Annotated in this window: 16 protein-coding genes and 1 pseudogene; 5 read left to right on the top strand and 12 right to left on the bottom strand. The window is 64.3% G+C overall.

The features are described 5' to 3' along the window. Position 1: 1 nt before the first annotated feature. From ACPJW8_RS03700 to glgX, 3 genes are read right to left on the bottom strand one after another with little or no spacing between them, the layout of a single operon-like run. Complete coding sequence (locus ACPJW8_RS03700) at positions 2-358, bottom strand: barstar family protein (RefSeq protein WP_330189625.1); 357 nt, start codon at positions 356-358, stop codon at positions 2-4. A 6-nt stretch (positions 359-364) separates the two neighbouring features. Further along, positions 365-844, bottom strand: coding sequence for a ribonuclease domain-containing protein (locus tag ACPJW8_RS03695; protein ID WP_330189624.1), 480 nt, complete (start codon positions 842-844; stop codon positions 365-367). A 29-nt stretch (positions 845-873) separates the two neighbouring features. Continuing rightward, a complete protein-coding gene (gene glgX / locus ACPJW8_RS03690; protein ID WP_330189623.1) occupies positions 874-2,988 on the bottom strand; it encodes a glycogen debranching protein GlgX in 2,115 nt (704 codons plus the stop codon). Between the two features lie 114 nt (positions 2,989-3,102). Here glgX and ACPJW8_RS03685 point away from each other — a divergent pair, with 114 nt between their 5' ends. Next, entirely contained in the window at positions 3,103-3,912 is an 810-nt protein-coding gene (locus ACPJW8_RS03685; RefSeq protein WP_330189622.1) for a carbon-nitrogen hydrolase family protein, read from the top strand. A 17-nt stretch (positions 3,913-3,929) separates the two neighbouring features. Here ACPJW8_RS03685 and rlmB read toward each other — a convergent pair whose 3' ends face one another. From rlmB to ispD, 4 genes are all read right to left on the bottom strand, one after another. Continuing rightward, positions 3,930-4,919 (bottom strand): 23S rRNA (guanosine(2251)-2'-O)-methyltransferase RlmB, encoded by a 990-nt coding sequence (gene rlmB / locus ACPJW8_RS03680; protein WP_330189621.1) that lies wholly within the window; start codon positions 4,917-4,919, stop codon positions 3,930-3,932. A gap of 69 nt (positions 4,920-4,988) precedes the next feature. Continuing rightward, positions 4,989-6,455: a cysteine--tRNA ligase gene (cysS, locus tag ACPJW8_RS03675; protein WP_330189620.1), complete on the bottom strand. Its 1,467-nt coding sequence runs from the start codon at positions 6,453-6,455 to the stop codon at positions 4,989-4,991. A gap of 56 nt (positions 6,456-6,511) precedes the next feature. Further along, positions 6,512-7,000 carry a 2-C-methyl-D-erythritol 2,4-cyclodiphosphate synthase gene (gene ispF, locus ACPJW8_RS03670; protein ID WP_330189629.1) on the bottom strand — a complete coding sequence of 163 codons (489 nt, stop codon included), beginning with the start codon at positions 6,998-7,000 and terminating at the stop codon, positions 6,512-6,514. 17 nt (positions 7,001-7,017) lie between these two features. Beyond that, on the bottom strand, positions 7,018-7,866 hold the full coding sequence (ispD, locus tag ACPJW8_RS03665; RefSeq protein WP_330189619.1) for a 2-C-methyl-D-erythritol 4-phosphate cytidylyltransferase: 849 nt from the start codon (positions 7,864-7,866) through the stop codon (positions 7,018-7,020). A gap of 120 nt (positions 7,867-7,986) precedes the next feature. Between ispD and ACPJW8_RS03660 the strand changes: the two are divergent. Then, positions 7,987-9,194 (top strand): annotated as a pseudogene (locus ACPJW8_RS03660) (IS30 family transposase). A gap of 113 nt (positions 9,195-9,307) precedes the next feature. On the opposite strand, the gene ACPJW8_RS03655 reads toward ACPJW8_RS03660, so the two are convergent. Beyond that, positions 9,308-9,790: a CarD family transcriptional regulator gene (locus tag ACPJW8_RS03655; protein ID WP_330188312.1), complete on the bottom strand. Its 483-nt coding sequence runs from the start codon at positions 9,788-9,790 to the stop codon at positions 9,308-9,310. Between the two features lie 271 nt (positions 9,791-10,061). On the opposite strand from ACPJW8_RS03655, the gene ACPJW8_RS03650 reads away from it, so the two are divergent. Next, positions 10,062-10,628: a hypothetical protein gene (locus ACPJW8_RS03650; RefSeq protein ID WP_425256449.1), complete on the top strand. Its 567-nt coding sequence runs from the start codon at positions 10,062-10,064 to the stop codon at positions 10,626-10,628. Between the two features lie 68 nt (positions 10,629-10,696). Here ACPJW8_RS03650 and ACPJW8_RS03645 read toward each other — a convergent pair whose 3' ends face one another. Both ACPJW8_RS03645 and ACPJW8_RS03640 read right to left on the bottom strand, forming a co-directional pair. Then, a complete protein-coding gene (locus tag ACPJW8_RS03645) occupies positions 10,697-11,377 on the bottom strand; it encodes a response regulator transcription factor (protein ID WP_330188310.1) in 681 nt (226 codons plus the stop codon). Further along, positions 11,374-12,585, bottom strand: coding sequence for a sensor histidine kinase (locus ACPJW8_RS03640; protein WP_330188319.1), 1,212 nt, complete (start codon positions 12,583-12,585; stop codon positions 11,374-11,376). The genes ACPJW8_RS03645 and ACPJW8_RS03640 overlap by 4 nt, the downstream gene beginning before the upstream one ends. A gap of 196 nt (positions 12,586-12,781) precedes the next feature. Here ACPJW8_RS03640 and phoU point away from each other — a divergent pair, with 196 nt between their 5' ends. Continuing rightward, positions 12,782-13,441 carry a phosphate signaling complex protein PhoU gene (gene phoU, locus ACPJW8_RS03635; protein WP_330188309.1) on the top strand — a complete coding sequence of 220 codons (660 nt, stop codon included), beginning with the start codon at positions 12,782-12,784 and terminating at the stop codon, positions 13,439-13,441. Between the two features lie 152 nt (positions 13,442-13,593). Here the strand turns inward: phoU and ACPJW8_RS03630 are convergent, their stop codons facing one another. Continuing rightward, positions 13,594-14,343 (bottom strand): phosphoglyceromutase, encoded by a 750-nt coding sequence (locus ACPJW8_RS03630; RefSeq protein WP_330188308.1) that lies wholly within the window; start codon positions 14,341-14,343, stop codon positions 13,594-13,596. Between the two features lie 89 nt (positions 14,344-14,432). Between ACPJW8_RS03630 and ACPJW8_RS03625 the strand changes: the two genes are divergently transcribed. Further along, entirely contained in the window at positions 14,433-15,308 is an 876-nt protein-coding gene (locus tag ACPJW8_RS03625; protein ID WP_330188307.1) for a class I SAM-dependent methyltransferase, read from the top strand. Between the two features lie 24 nt (positions 15,309-15,332). Here ACPJW8_RS03625 and ACPJW8_RS03620 read toward each other — a convergent pair whose 3' ends face one another. Then, the gene (locus ACPJW8_RS03620) at positions 15,333-15,686 is read right to left on the bottom strand and encodes a DUF2516 family protein (RefSeq protein ID WP_330188306.1); all 354 of its coding nucleotides are present in this window, start codon (positions 15,684-15,686) and stop codon (positions 15,333-15,335) included. Between the last annotated feature and the right edge of the window lie 3 nt (positions 15,687-15,689).

Below are 15,689 nucleotides of genomic sequence, written 5' to 3'. Positions count from 1 at the left end.
GCTACAGGCAGACGGCCACCACGGCCAGGTCATTGCCGGCGTAGTTCTCGGCGTCCTGGAGCACCTCGCAAAACACCCCGAATGAACGGTCTGAGCGGAACGCGGCCGGAACCTGCCACAGGATGGTGACAGGTTCCAGGCCGCCGTCAGCGATGGAATCTGCGAAGTCGTGCAGGGAATCGTTGAGGGCGTCCAGGTTCACGCCATAGTGCTCCGGGAATCCCAGCACCTCGCCGAAGGTTTCCAGCAGCGACCGCTTGGTCTCTGCCGCCGGAATAAGCAGGCTGCGGCGCCCGGCGTCGCTGACCTGCTCCAGCAGTTCCTCGTCGGTCCAGGTATCGGCGGAGTAGATTTTCATGGTGGGTCAGCTGCCTTCTGCGATGAACCGGAACGATTCGTAGTGGTCTGCGGTGTAGTACTTCTCGCCATCCTGGCCCGCCACGATCCGGCGGGCGCCCCGGTCATCCGAGCCGGGCGTTTCCACCGTGTATTCGCGGTAGTAGCCAGAGGCGCGGCGCGGCAGGATGCGTTCGAAATTGCCGAAGTTTTCATCGTCCTGGCGGTACGGATACGGCCCGCCGTCGCGGATCAACTCCAGCGTCTCCCGGGCTTCAGGAGGCAGTTCGGACTCCCGGACCTCGGGAAGGCCGGAAGGGTTCTGCACAGCCTTGCCTGACGGCGCGGTGCTCTTGGAGCCGGCGCCTGTACCAACGCTTGCCGGGGCGGAAGTGTTCGACTGCGGGGCACCCGCCTGGGTGCCGGCGTCGTTGGTTCCCTGGGTGGCCACCAGGGACAGGGCCACCGCCGCCACCAGGATGAGGACAGCAACAATCAGTCTGCGCACTTAAGTAACTTCCGCTGGGGCCGGGTGGTTCAGGTGCGGTAGATGGTGATGGAGTAGGCCTCGGCCACATCCGCGCCGCCGGCCTGCACAACAGTGCCCTGCCGCTCCTCATGGGTGTCCGCCGTGGTGAGCCGGAGTTCAAAGCTGCGGCTGGCATCACCGGCGTCGTTGAGGACGTCCGGAAGGGTGATCGGAATGTCCTTGTCCCCGCCGTTGATCACCACCAGCCCGGCCACCATGCCGTTTTCCGCACCCAGCAGGAGCTGGACCAGGCGGTGGTTCGAATCATTCCACTGCTCGGGAGACATGGGTTTGCCATCTGCGCCATACCAGAACATGTAGGACTGCTCGTCCCGCGAAGGGTAATCATGCGGCTGGCCGGCCAGGAACTCCTTGCGGAGCCTGATGAAGCGCTTGGTGCTGCGCAGCATAGCCTGCGACTCGGTGGTGGGGGTCCAGTCCAGCCAGGTAATGGCGTTGTCCTGGCAGTAGGCGTTGTTGTTGCCCTGCTGGCTGCGCGCCAGTTCGTCGCCGGCGGTGATCATGGGCACACCCAGCGAGATCATCAGCGACGCCATCAGGTTGCGGCGGGTCCTGGCACGCTTGGCCAGGATGTTCTCGTCCTCGCTGCGGCCCTCGAAACCGTGGTTGTAGCTGCGGTTGTCGCCGTGGCCGTCCCGGTTCTGTTCGCCGTTGGCCTCGTTGTGCTTGCGGTCGTAGGCCGTGAGGTCCGCGAGGGTGAAGCCGTCATGGGCCGTGATGAGGTTGACGGAAGCCAGCCTGGACCGGCCCGAAGCTTCAAACAGTCCTGCCGAGCCAGACAGGGCGTCCGCCAGCCGGGCTACTGAGCTTCCGTGGCCGCCGGCGTCGATGGCGCCGCGGTCCGCTACCCAGAAGGTACGGATGGCGTCGCGGAAGTGATCGTTCCAGTCCACCCAGCCCGGAGGGAACTGCCCGGTCTGCCAGCCGCCGTAGCCGACGTCCCAGGGCTCGGCGATCAGCTTGACGTCGGAAAGGACGGGATCCGCTGCGATGGCCACCAGGAAAGGATGCCGGGGATCGAACTCGTTGGCTGCGTTCCGGCAGAGGGTGACGGCGAGGTCGAACCGGAAGCCGTCAATGTGGAACTCATCCACCCAGTAGCGCAGGGAATCCAGCACCAGCTGCACCACCCTGGGTTCGCCGAAGTTCATGCTGTTTCCGCACCCGGTGGTGTCCTGGTACCGGCCGTTGCCGTCGGTGCGGTAGTACTTGTCCTCGCCGAGGCCGCGGAAACTCAGGGTCCCGCCGTCTGGTCCACCTTCTGCTGTGTGGTTGTACACCACGTCCAGCACCACCTCGAGGCCCGCGGCATGGAGCAGCTTGACCATGCCCTTGAACTCGTCCTGGATGGCCTGCGGCCCCGCATCCCGGGCGGCCTTGCTGGCGTACGCACCGTGCGGGGCAAAGAAGGCCGCCGTGTTGTAGCCCCAGTAGTTGGTCAGGCCCAGGTTCTGCAGGTGCGGCTCGTCCAGGTGGAAGTGCACGGGAAGCAGCTGGACAGTGGTGATGCCCAGGCTCTTCAGGTGCTCGATGATGGCCGGGTGCGCCATGCCGGCATACGTGCCACGCAGCTCCTCCGGAACCTCCGGGTGCAGCATGCTCTGGCCTCGGACATGGGCCTCGTAAATGATGGTGTTGCGCCAGTGCAGGCGGGGCCGTTCGTCATCGCCCCAGTCGAAATCGCTGGACATCCGCACGCTGGTGAGGAAGCCCTCATGCTCATCCACGGCGCGGCCGTAGGGGTCCAGCAGCAGGGGCTGCCCGCCGTCGTCGTCAAGATCCACCGTGGGAAAGGACAACGGCAACGTCTCTTCTTTGGAGGTGGGACGGAAGCCGTACCGGGTGCCAACCGGGAAGCCGGTGACAATGCCGTGATGCACGCCGTTGGTGATGTTGGGCAGCTTTTTGCTCTGCCATTCACCGTCCGGAGCCTGGTACACGACTTCCAGCCGGTCCACCCGCGGAGCGTACACAGCAACGTTCACCGAGGCATGCCGGGACTCGTCCAGCGCGGGGTTGCCCGTGCGCGGGACGCTGACACCGAGCGGAAGGGCCTTGGAGGCGTCCACGGTGGAAGCTGTTTCAAGAAGCGGCATGACCATTAGTCAAATATTAGTCGCCAGCCCTGGTAATGCGGTTTCTCCGGCTATATGACGTAGGGCACGGGCGCAGCGTCCGGGGCATACTGGAGGGAACTACAGGAAGTGGAGGTTCCCGTGCGGGTAGCCCTTGCCCAGATCATTTCCGGCCGCGACACCTCGGAAAACCTGGCCCGCCTCGAAGAGGTCGCAGGCCAGGCAAAAGCCGGCGGTGCTGCCGTGGTGCTGTTCCCGGAAGCCACTATGCGGGCCTTTGGCCACTCGCTGACGGACATCGCGGAGCCGCTGGACGGCCCGTGGGCGTCTAAGGTACGCGCGATCGCCGCCGCGCTGGACATCGTGGTGGTGGCCGGGATGTTCACCCCGGGACGCGCTTCGGACGCCGGGACCGCCAAGGTCCGCAACACCCTCCTGGCAACGGGGCCGGGAGTGGAGGCACACTACGACAAAATCCACCTTTTCGACGCCTTCGGGTTCCTGGAATCGGACACCGTGGATCCGGGCACTGCCCCGGTGACTTTCGACGTCGGCGGCCTCACCTTTGGCCTGGCCACCTGCTACGACATCCGCTTCCCGGACCTCTTCACCGCCAACGCCCTCCAGGGAGCGGACGTGAACATTGTGTGCGCTTCCTGGGCATCGGGACCCGGAAAAGTGGACCAGTGGCGGCTGCTGTCCAGGGCCCGGGCCCTGGACTCCACCAGCTATGTCCTGGCCTGCGGCCAGGGAGATCCGGCCAGTCAAGGGGCCGTCGTCAAGCCAGGCTCCCCCACCGGGGTGGGCCATTCCGCCGTCGTCTCCCCTTTCGGGGAGGTGCTGGAAGAGCTCGACGGCGCCCCGGGCCTCCTGTTCGCAGACCTGGATCCCGCAGTAGTGAAGGCAGCCCGCCAGGCCCTTCCGGTCCTGGCGAACCGGCGCAGCTTCTAGCGGCTGCCTGGCTGCGGCTACTTGGCTGCGCGCTGCCGGGAGACTTCGTAAAGGGAGATGCCAACGGCCATGGAGGCGTTGAGCGATTCCATGGCGGAGTCGATCGGGATGGAGACGATCTGGTCGCAGTTTTCGCGGACCAGGCGGCTGAGGCCCTTGCCCTCGGAACCCACCACGATGCAGACGGGCTCGGTGGCCAGGGCGAGGTCAGGCAGTGAGACGTCGCCGTCGCCGTCCAGGCCCAGGACGTAGATGCCCATGTGCTTGAACTGCTTGAGGGCGTTGTTCAGGTTGGAGGCGCGGGCCACGGGAACACGGACTGCTGCGCCGGCGCTGGTCTTCCAGGCCGAGGCCGTGACGCCCACGGAACGGCGTTCCGGAACGATCACGCCATGGCCGCTGAACGCGGAGACGGAGCGGATGATCGCGCCGAGGTTGCGGGGGTCAGTGATGCCGTCCAGGGCGACGAAGATGGGGGCGTTGGAAATGTAGCCCTTCTTCCACTTCTCCACCGTCTGCTCGGCCAGCTCGTAGGCGTCCTCGTACTCGTACGGCGGGATCTGCAGGACCAGGCCCTGGTGCACGGCGTCGTCCGTCATGCGGTCCAGTTCCGGCTTGCCGGTTTCGAGCAGCGGGATGCCGCGTTCGGCCGCGATCTTCAGGGATTCCTTGACGCGGTCATCCATTTCGATGCGGATGGCGATGTGCAGAGCCTTGGCCGGGATGCCGGCGCGGAGGGCTTCCACCACGGAGTTGCGGCCGGTGACGACTTCCTCGGTAGCGCGGCCCTTGGGGCCCGAACGGCCGGCACCGGCGCTGCGGGCGCCCGGGGAGCGCTTGGCAGCCGAGCGCTCGGCCAGCTGCTTGTTCTTGTGGGCCTTGTGGTAGGGGCGGTCCTCGGCCTTGGGCGTGGGGCCCTTGCCTTCAAGAGCCTTGCGGCCGTGGCCACCGGTTCCGACCGTGGGGCCCTTCTTTGCTTTAACCGATCGGCGACCGTTGTTGGCCATGAGAAATCCACCCTTGATTGTTTGACTGAGTCTGCATACCAGTCTACTGACTCAAGTTAAATCGGGGGTTCAGTCCCTTTGCAGGCTCCAGGTGGCGCCGTCCTGGCCATCCTCGACGACGATTCCGGCAGCCTTCAGCGTGTCCCGGATAGCGTCCGAAGCAGCCCAGTCCTTGTTGGCGCGCGCCTTGGCCCTGGATTCGAGCTGGGCTTCCACCAGGACATCGAGTGCCGCTGCTTCCTTGCTGCCGCCTGCGTTGGTATCCACCGTCGAGTCCAGTCCCAGGACCCCGGTCATGATGACCAGCGCGTTCCTTGCATGGCTGGCTGCCTCGTCATCGCCGTCTGCCAGGGCGGTATTCCCGGCGCGGACTGTCTCATGGATCGAGGCCAAGGCCCGCGGGACGTTGAGGTCATCGTCCATGGCTTCGCAAAAAGCGGTGAAGGCCTCGGTTGAGTGTCCGAACTGGCCGGCGATAAAGCCGAAGTCAGAGCCGAGCCGGCCCCGTGCCTTGGCGAGGAAGCCGTCAATGCGTTCGACGGCGGCAGCTGCTTCCTGGAGCGACGTGGGCTGGTAGTCCAGGATGGAGCGGTAATGTGCCTGGCCCAGGTAGTACCGGACTACACGCGGTGACGCGAGCTGAAGCATCTCGTCCGGGCTGATGGTGTTGCCAATGGATTTGGACATCTTTTCGCCCTGGTACGTGACCATGCCGTTGTGCATCCAGAAGTTGGCGAAGCCGTGGCCCGCCGCCTGGGACTGGGCCATCTCGTTCTCATGGTGCGGGAAGCGCAGGTCAAGGCCCCCGCCATGGATGTCGAATTCGGTGCCGAGGTACTTGGTGACCATCGCGGAGCATTCCAGGTGCCAGCCCGGGCGGCCGGCTCCCCACGGCGAATCCCAGCGTGCCGTCGTCGGCTCACCCTCTTTGTAGCCCTTCCAGAGCGCGAAGTCGCGGGGATCCCGCTTGCCCCGGGGGTCCGCGTCAGGGGCGCCCTGCATGTCGTCGATGTTCTGCCGTGTCAGGGAACCGTACTTGTCCCAGGACCGGACATCGAAGTAGACGTCACCGGAGTCATCGAGCGCCGGATAGGCGTGGCCGCGGTCGATCAGCAGCCGGATGAGCTCATGCATTTCGGGGATGTGGCCGGTGGCGCGGGGCTCGTAGGTGGGCCGGGAGACGCCCAAGGTGTCATAGGCCTTCAGGAATTCCTGCTCGTAGCGGTAGGCAAGCGCCCACCACTCTTCCTGGGCGACCTCTCCGGGACCGGTCTGGAAGCCGGACTCAAACGACTGCGCAGACTTAGCGAGGATTTTGTCGTCAATGTCCGTGACGTTGCGGACCACTGTGACCCGGTGGCCGCGGAACTCCAGCCACCTGGTGAGCTGGTCGAAAGCAACGGCCGAGCGGATGTGCCCCACATGCGGCTTGCCCTGCACCGTGGCACCGCAGTAGTACAGGCTCGCCTTGCCGGGCACGAGGGGAACGAAGTCGCGGACTTCGGCGGATGCGGTGTCGTAAAAGCGCAGGGTCACCGCTCCAGATTAGCCGATGCCACTGCCGGTGGCGGGATGGCAGCGGCGCCGCATGTTCAGTGGCCGGACGGGTAGACCAGGGCGGTAGCGATGGCGCTGATGCCCTCGCCCCGGCCGGTGAACCCCAGGCTGTCGCTGGTGGTTGCCGAGACACTGACCGGTGCGCCGGCTGCGTCGCTGAGGATCCGTTGGGACTCTTCCCGGCGGGGACCGAACTTGGGCCGGTTCCCCACAAACTGGACGGCGATGTTGCCGATCTCAAAGCCGGCCGCCCGCACGATCCGCGCAGCCTCCGTCAGCAACGTGACACCTGATGCCCCGGCGAATTCAGGGCGGTCGGTGCCGAAGTGGGTCCCAAGATCCCCGATCCCACATGCGGAAAACAAGGCGTCGGCCGCGGCGTGGGCCACGGGGTCGCCGTCGGAATGCCCGGCCAGGCCGCGTTCGCCTTCCCACAGCAGTCCGCCCAGCCACAACGGGCGGGGCTGGTCTTCAGGGGCGAAGGCATGGACGTCGACGCCGATTCCGGTGCGGGGCAGGATCATGGGGGTTCCGTTCATTGTCAGCCTTCCACCCAGCGGGCTCCGAGAGGACCTTCCAGGAGTCCTTCGGCGATGATCAGGTCCAGCGGGGTGGTGATTTTCAGGGACTGGGTGGAGCCGCGGACCACGTACACCGGTTCACCCATGGACTCCACCAGCATGGCGTCATCAGTGATGGCCGCGGCCTGCGCGTCATCCAGCAGGGCCGCAGATTCATGGGCGCGGAGCAGCGTCTTCAGGGCAAATCCCTGGGGGGTCTGGACCGCGCGCAGTTCCTCACGCGCAGCCGTTCCCGTCACCACTTCAGGCGCGACGGCGGCGTCCGCGGTTCCGGAGGCAGTGGTCACCGTTTTGATGGTGTCCACTACCGGTACCGCGGGGATGACGGCGGTGGCACCGGCCGCGAGGGCATCGGCTACCCTTTTGAAAACGTTCTCGGGCGTCAGTGCCCGCGCGGCATCGTGCACCAGCACGGCGTCAGTTCCCTCGAGGACGGCTGCCAGCGCGGACCGCACCGAATCCGGGCGGGTGGCTCCGCCGTCGACCACTGTCACCAAAGGGTTGGCCAGGGTGCCGTCCGGCTGGTCCGTTTCGTCGCGCAGTTCGTCCGCGAACTCCTGGCAGATCCTGGCAAGTACCGGGTCATCTCCCGGGACCGCCACGCAGATCTGGCGTACGATTCCTGCGGCGGCAACGCCCCTCAGCGCATGGGTAAGGATGCTGACCTCGCCCAAAGGGACGCGTGCCTTCGGAATGCCGTAGCCGAGGCGTTCTCCGGATCCTGCGGCCACCACAATGGCAGCCATCACCGGGCGCGGATGATCAGCGGATCCGTTCGACCCGGCGGCCGCTAGGTTGTCAGTACTCATGCGCCCAAGCCTACGACGCCCAACACCCGCCGCCCCACCCAACTAACTCGCACTTGATGCACCCAAAACGCGGGCGGAGTCCATCGGTCGTTGCAACACCTTACTGAAGGGGGTGTTGTTGTGGTCGATGGTCGTTGTGTGCCGCGCGTGGTTCGGGAGCGTTTGATTGAGTTAGTGGCTTCGGGGATGTCGATGTCTGCGGCTTGTCTGGTGGTGGGAGTGTCACGAGAGGCCGGCCCGAGGTGGTGGCGGCAGGCTGGGGGCATGAACCTTAGCCGGGGCCGTGTGGGTGGCATTGATGTCCTTGTGGGTAGCGAGGGACCCTCTGGTCCTGGGCATCCGCTGAATTTGGACGAGCGGATCTCGATTCAGGCAGGAATCAAGGCCGGTGATTCTCAGACGAAGATTGCTTCCGGGTTGGGACGGCACCGTTCGGTGGTCTGCCGGGAACTGCGCCGTAATACCGGCCCGGATGGTGTGTATCGGGCCCGGTTGGCTCAGCAGAATGCCCTGCACAAGGCCCGCCGGCCAAAGGCGTTCAAGATCGTTGGCTCTGACTTGGCACAGGAGATCGAGTCCAAGCTCAAGAAGGGGTGGAGTCCTTGGCTGATCGCCAAGACGCTGCGGCAGGAGCACCCTGATGATAGAAGCATGCAAATCAGCCACGAGACGATCTATCAGTGCCTGTATGTCCAGTCCCGGGGCCAGCTCCGCAAGGACCTTACTGCGATGCTCAGTCTCTCAAACGCAAGGCCCGGAAGTCCCGGGAATCAGTCAGGGACGGAGGGAAGCGGCAGCGTTTCAGCGATGCACTCACGATCAGTGAACGCCCCGCCGAGGCCGCGGACCGGGCAGTACCCGGCCACTGGGAAGGTGACCTGATTATCGGCAAGGACTCCGGCTCGGCGATAGGAACCCTGGTCGAACGGAACACACGGTTCGTGATCTTGCTGCATTTACCCATCGATCACACTGCCGAGTCCGTTACTGCGGCGATGCTACGGGAAATGGGGGCTCTTCCCGAGCACCTGCGCCGGTCAATTACCTGGGACCGTGGAACGGAAATAGCCCAGTTCGACAGGATCCGGATGGAACTCAATGCCCCGGTTTACCTGTGTGATCCGCATTCACCATGGCAGCGCGGAACGAACGAAAACACCAACAGGCTGCTTCGTCACTGGTTCCCCAAAGGCACAGACCTAAGCACCCATACGGCCGAGGACCTCGCCAACATAGCCCAAATGCTCAACCAGCGGCCCAGGCCCACATTGGACCTGGACACACCAGCGAACCGAATGGCTAAACTACTCGAACAAACCGCGGCATAAGCCGCACGTGTTGCATCGACCCCTTGACGTCCCCGCCGTTTGGGGACGTTAAGTGCCAGTCAGTTGGGCAAAAAGAAACCCGGCCGCGCCTACGCGCAACCGGGGTTCAATTCTTAGGAGGCCAATACCTCGTCGAGGACGTTTGCCGCAGCTTCCTCGTCAGTCTTCTCAGCCAGCGCCAATTCTGAAATCAGAATCTGCCGGGCCTTGGCCAACATCCGCTTCTCCCCTGCGGAGAGGCCGCGATCGTGATCCCGCCGCCACAGGTCGCGGACAACTTCCGCTACCTTGATGACGTCACCGGAAGCAAGCTTTTCAAGGTTTGCCTTGTACCGGCGTGACCAGTTGGTGGGTTCTTCGGTGAACTCGGCGCGGAGAACGTCAAATACGTGCTCCAGGCCTTCCTTGCCCACCACGTCACGGACCCCAACAAGGTCAACGTTTTCTGCTGGAACTTCAATGGTCAGATCACCCTGGGCCACTTTGAGCTTGAGATACATTTTCTCTTCGCCCTTGATGGTGCGCATCTTGATTTCTTCAATTTTTGCAGCACCGTGGTGAGGGTAAACTACTGTCTCGCCGACCTCAAATACCATGTGGACATATCCCCTTTCCCGCAGACCAGTTTATCACGATTCAGGCATACGACTGGCCCGGGATGGGCCCAAGAACCCCGGAAATACGCGGAAATGGGCCAGAATCCACCCCCTCAACCCCCTTGACGAACGCAGATAATAGTGCATGCGGCATGCCCTGCCAAGGGCTGTATGACCTCGTCGAATCCGCGTTTAAGGCCGTTTGCAGATAGGCTATGGCTGAATAATGTTCCAAGACTCTCGAGGAGTACGTGACGTGCGTTTCACTGCGATGACCCGGGCCGGGCGCGGCAAGGTTGCCATGGCAACAGCCGCCCTTGGCATCAGCCTCCTGTCCGTGGCCGGCTGCGGTTACATCAACCCCCAGCAGACCACTCACCAGTACTCTTCCTCGGATGGCATCCGTGCCGACGTCGGGCCCCTGCAGCTGCGCAACATCCTGATCGTCTCCACCGGCGGAGACGAGCCCGGACGCGTCATCGGCGCCGTGTACAACTCGTCCTCCGAAGACGTGAAGCTGACCATCACCGGTGCCGAGGGCTCCGAAACCCAGATTCCGGTGCCGGCAAAGTCCCACACCCTCCTGAACGAGAGCGCCGACGAGGCCATCCTGGACACCACGGGCGATATCCCGGGTTCCCTGGTTGACGTCAAGGTCGTCGAGGACGCCACCAACGTGGAGCAGACGGTCCGCGTTCCGGTGGTTGACGGCACCCTGCCCGAATACCAGCCGTACCTGCCTGAAGGCAGCACCCCCACCGAAACTGCCTCCCCCACCGGGTCCAGCACCGAATCCGCTGACCCGCACGCAACCGAGAGCGCTTCAGCCGGCCACTAGCCAGCCGAAACCACATAAAGAGGAGGAGTTCCCAGCGGGAACTCCTCCTCTTTTATGTGCGCAGCCGCCTACGGCTCAAACTTGTAGCCGAGTCCCCGGACCGTCACCAGATACCGCGGAAGCGAGGGGTCCGGTTCGATCTTGCTCCGCAGCCGCTTGACGTGGACGTCCAGGGTCTTGGTGTCCCCCACGTAGTCCGAGCCCCACACCCTGTCGATCAGCTGGCCCCGTGTCAGGACCCTGCCCGAGTTGCGCAGCAGCATTTCCAGCAGCTCGAATTCCTTCAGCGGCAGCGAGACGTGCTCGCCGCCCACGCTGACCACGTGCCGTTCAATGTCCATCCGGACCGGACCTGCCTGCACCGTTGAGGAAACCAGCTCTTCAGGCTCACCCTGCCGGCGCAGTACGGCACGCACCCTGGCTACGAGCTCCCGTGATGAATAGGGCTTGGTGACGTAGTCGTCGGCACCGAGCTCCAGGCCCACCACCTTGTCGATCTCGGAGTCCTTGGCCGTGAGCATAATGACCGGGACCGTGGAGCGCTGGCGCAGCTGCCGGCAGACTTCAGTGCCGGACTGCCCGGGGAGCTGCAGGTCAAGGAGAACCAGGTCTGCACCATTGCGGTCGAATTCAGTGATGGCGTCCAGCCCGTTGTCCACCACTTCCACCTCGAAGCCTTCTTTGCCCAGCAGATAGGACAACGGATCACTGAATGATTCCTCGTCCTCAACAATAAGAATCCTGCTCAAGCGCTAGCTCCTTGTTCATGGACGCCGTGGGCGTCTGATCGGTGGTCGGCACCGCGGTGCCCTGGCCGGAGAGCGGGCTCTGGCTGTTCCTGCCCCTCCATCTCCGGAAGTCGAAGGGTGAAAGTTGACCCCTGGCCTGGCTGTGACCAGACAGTCACTTCGCCGCCGTGGTTGGAGGCCACGTGCTTAACGATGCTGAGGCCCAGGCCTGTGCCTCCCGTGTGACGCGACCGGGCTGCGTCCACGCGGTAGAAGCGTTCAAACACCCGTTCCTGGTCCTCAGGAGTGAGGCCCTCGCCCTGGTCAGTGACCGAAACGGAAATCAGGCCGTCTTTGGCCCGCACACCGATTCCCACTGTGGTGTTCTCCGGGGAGTAGCGGATGGCGTTGTCGATGAGGTTACGCAGTGCGGTGACCAGCAGATCCGGATCGCCGTACACCCTGGCGTCTGTTTTACCGCCGATGACGATCTCGATGTTCTTGGTTTCGGCCGGCAGCTGGGACCTGTCCACGGCCTCAGTGATGACGGCGTTGATGTCCACCGGCTGGCCCTGCTGCGCCAGGCCGGCGCCCTGCAACCGGGAGAGCTCGATGATGTCCTGGACCAGGGCCGCCAGGCGTGAGGATTCCTTATGCATGCGCTTGGCGAAGCGGCGGACCGACTCTTCGTCGTCAGCGGAGGACTCCAGGGCCTCAGCCAGCAGGGAGATCGCGCCGACGGGAGTCTTGAGTTCGTGTGACACGTTGGCCACGAAGTCGTTGCGGATCTGCTCGGTCCGCGTGATTTCCGTGCGGTCGTCAGCCAGCAGGACTATATATTCCTCGCCCAGCATGGCTGCGCGGACCTGCACAATGATGGTCCCCTGGCCCAAGGGACCCCGCGGGAGCTCCAGCTGCTTCTCAAGGATGACGCCGTCACGGCGGACGCCTGCTGTCATATCCAGCAGTTCACGGTGTACTACCGTATGCCCGCGCACCAGGCCGTACGCATATGCAGCAGGGCTGGCCCGAACCACGCCGTCAATCGCGTCCACCACAACAAAAGCACGGCCAAGGACTGCCAGCACTTCGGCGGAACCGCTGGGCAGGATGGGCTCTTCGAAGTCGATGTCCACGAGCCGGCGCTGGCTTTCACTCGCCCTGAAGGCGAGCACACCGAATGCCCCCAGCGACAAGCCGATGAGGCAGGCGACGACGGCGATGATCATGGGATCCACGGCACCAGCTTATGCTGTCCCCATCCGGCAATACGTCCATACTTCGCCAATGCCGCCCCGGTTCAGCTAACGTTCATCTTGCAGTGCCGAACAGTTCACCCTGGACTGGAAGAGTCAGGGGTTGGACTGCCGACCGGCAAGATGAAATCCGGCGCCCGCCGCGGGTTTCCAAGGAAAGGACGCCTACGTGCGTAAGGTTTTTCAGAAAGAGCTCGCCCAGGTGGGCGAGGACCTGATCGAAATTTCAAAACTTGTCAGCGCAGCAATCGAGAATGCGACAACAGCCTTTGAAACCGCGGACGTCGATCTCGCACAGGATGTTATTGCCGCTGACGCCCGCATTGACTTCCTGCAGAACAGCCTCGATGAGCGCGCCATCGACATCCTCGCACTGCAGGGCCCTGTTGCGAGCGACCTCCGGATGATCGTGGGTTCGCTGCGGATGAGCGCCTCCCTCGAGCGCATGGGTGACCTTGCCCGGCACATCGCCCAGCTGGCACGCCTCCGTTTCCCGGCTTCGGTCATCCCGGAATCCATGACGGAGACCTTCAAGAGCTTCGCAGAGCAGGACAGCCTCATTGCCGCCAAGGTGACCGAGCTCCTGGAAACCCGCGACCTTGACGTTGCCCGCGAGATCCTGAAGGCCAACGCGGCCGTCAACGATCTCCACGCCAGCGTGTTCAAGGCCGTTGCCAGCAGCGACTGGAAGGAATCGCCGGCCACCACCGTGGACGTGGCCCTCGCCAGCCGTTACTTCGAGCGCTTCGCGGACCACGGCGTTTCAGTGGCCCAGAAGGTCACATACCTGGTCACCGGCGACTGGCACCCGAACGGCGAAATGGTCTAGTTTCCGCTTAAAGAAGTACGACGCCGGCTGGTCACCTTGCGAAAGGTGACCAGCCGGCGTCGTTAATCGTTAAACCAATGCGGAGCGTGTCCTTCGGCCGGAGTGCGTCAAAGCGACGAAGGAGCAGCACCCGGCGAAGGACGCGTGGAGCCTTACTTCTTGCCCTGGTTGGCGACTGCCTGGATGGCGGCAGCAGCGGCTTCGGGGTCCAGGTAGGTGCCGCCGGCGTTAATTGGCTGGAAGTTTTCGTCCAGGTCATAAACCAGCGGGATGCCCGTGGGAATGTTCAGGCTGGCGATGGCGTCATCGCTGATGCCGTCCAGGTGCTTGACCAGTGCGCGCAGTGAGTTGCCGTGCGCGGTGACCAGGACGGTCTTGCCGGCCTTGAGGTCTTCCTTGATGTCCGACTCCCAGTACGGGAGCAGGCGGACCAGGACGTCCTTGAGGCACTCGGTGCGCGGAACGGCGGCGTCCCCGATGTCCTGGTAGCGGGGATCGCCCACCTGGGAGAACTCGGAATCGTCAGCGAGGGGCGGCGGCGGGGTGTCGTAAGAGCGGCGCCATTCCATGAACTGGGCTTCACCGTATTCGGCGAGGGTCTGGGCCTTGTCCTTGCCCTGCAGTGCACCGTAGTGGCGCTCGTTGAGGCGCCAGTCGCGCTTGACGTCGATCCAGCCGCGGTCTGCCTTTTCCAGCGCCAGGTTGGCCGTGTTGATGGCACGCTTCAGGCGGGATGTGTACAGGATGTCCGGGAGCACATTGTGCTCAACCAGCAGCTCGCCGCCGCGGACGGCTTCTTCGCGTCCCTGCTCGTTCAGGTCAACGTCCACCCAGCCGGTGAACAGGTTCTTGGCGTTCCATTCGCTGTGGCCGTGGCGCAGCAGAATCAGCTTGTAAGTCATGATTTTCATCCTAGCCGAGCGGCACCGGCCGCTGCGGGCGTTACCTCCGGCGTTACATTGCGCGACGCACCGGCCGCTAGTCTTGGCAGGTGGTGCAGAAAGCTGAGCGGGTAGCTCCCGCGCGAACCCGGGGCAGGAACGGCAACGCCGGGCACCCGGTAAAGCCGATCGGGAACATCACCCGCGGCACCACCAACCCCAATCGGATGAGACGGGTGGACCGCTGGCTCACAGGTCCGCAGGCCTGGCGCCTGCGGAGGGCGGCTGACCCTTTGGTGGTGGATCTTGGCTATGGCGCATCGCCGGCCACCGCCGTCGAACTTTTCCTGCGTTTGAAGGCGATCCGGCCCGATGTCCGGCTCTGTGGCATCGAGATTGAACCCGAGCGGGTTCGCGCCGCGCTGCCGCTGGAGCAGCCAGGGCTGAGCTTCCATCCCGGCGGGTTTGAGCTTCCCGTGCCCGGGAATCCGGTGCTGGTGCGTGCTTTCAATGTGCTGCGGCAGTACGAGGAGAAGGACGTACCCGCTGTGTGGCGGATGGTCCAGGACAGGCTTGCCGTTGACGGAATCTTCATTGACGGGACGTGCGACGAGATCGGCCGCCGTGCCAGCTGGGTTGCGCTGGACCGGGAACAGCCATTGAGCCTGAGCATGTCCCTGCGGTTTGGCAGTTTCAGCCTGCCCTCAGAAGTGGCGGAGCGGCTGCCCAAGGCCCTGATCCACCGCAATGTGCCGGGCGAGCCTGTACACCGGCTGCTGCAGGCGATGGACCGCGCGTGGCTGGAGGCGGCACCCTTGGCGGGGTTCGGCAACCGGCAGCGCTGGACCGCCATGTGCAAGGCCCTGCGCGACGGCGGATGGCCGGTTCACGACGGCGTCTCCCGCTGGAGGCTGGGCGAACTCACCGTGGCGTGGGAAGCAGTGCGGCCGCTGGCGGACGCGGCTTCCCAGCAGGACGCGAACTAGGACGCGATGTGGGACGCGGCGCGCCTACCAGCCGCCGTACGGCCCGGTGTTGCGGCTTCCGCCGCGGCCGGCATCGCGGACGGCGGGACGCACATCAGCCAGGTATACGGATGCGGCAACTACTGCTGCGAGGCCAAAGAGCCCCAGCGTCCCAAGCAGGCCCCCGCCGCCGCCGGAAAGGGAGATCAGTCCGATCAGGGTGGCGCCGCCGGTCATGGCCAGCCAGAAACCCTTGGTCTTTTTGCCCATGGCCTCAAAGGCTGAGCCCTTGTGCCGGACGCAGTCCGCGAAGGCCCAGATTTCCAGGCACAGTGCCACGAGGGCGAGCACAAAGAAAATGGCCCGCTCCACGTAAAAGATCATCAAGTTTACGTCCACCCG

Origin of the sequence: Pseudarthrobacter sp. J47, from assembly GCF_049810315.1 — a bacterium.
Lineage (GTDB): Bacteria > Actinomycetota > Actinomycetes > Actinomycetales > Micrococcaceae > Arthrobacter.
Note: the sequence above shows the minus strand (reverse complement) of the source record. Positions and strands in the feature narration are given on the sequence as shown.

Excerpts from the sequence above, each read along its gene's own strand:
- ACPJW8_RS03650 (WP_425256449.1), top strand. The coding sequence starts at position 10,062 with ATGACCCGGGCCGGGCGCGGCAAGGTTGCCATGGCAACAGCCGCCCTT.
- ACPJW8_RS03700 (WP_330189625.1), bottom strand. The coding sequence starts at position 358 with ATGAAAATCTACTCCGCCGATACCTGGACCGACGAGGAACTGCTGGAG.
- ACPJW8_RS03630 (WP_330188308.1), bottom strand. The coding sequence starts at position 14,343 with ATGACTTACAAGCTGATTCTGCTGCGCCACGGCCACAGCGAATGGAAC.
- glgX (WP_330189623.1), bottom strand. The coding sequence starts at position 2,988 with ATGGTCATGCCGCTTCTTGAAACAGCTTCCACCGTGGACGCCTCCAAG.
- rlmB (WP_330189621.1), bottom strand. The coding sequence starts at position 4,919 with ATGGCCAACAACGGTCGCCGATCGGTTAAAGCAAAGAAGGGCCCCACG.
- ispF (WP_330189629.1), bottom strand. The coding sequence starts at position 7,000 with ATGATCCTGCCCCGCACCGGAATCGGCGTCGACGTCCATGCCTTCGCC.
- ACPJW8_RS03640 (WP_330188319.1), bottom strand. The coding sequence starts at position 12,585 with ATGATCATCGCCGTCGTCGCCTGCCTCATCGGCTTGTCGCTGGGGGCA.
- ACPJW8_RS03655 (WP_330188312.1), bottom strand. The coding sequence starts at position 9,790 with ATGGTATTTGAGGTCGGCGAGACAGTAGTTTACCCTCACCACGGTGCT.
- ispD (WP_330189619.1), bottom strand. The coding sequence starts at position 7,866 with ATGAGTACTGACAACCTAGCGGCCGCCGGGTCGAACGGATCCGCTGAT.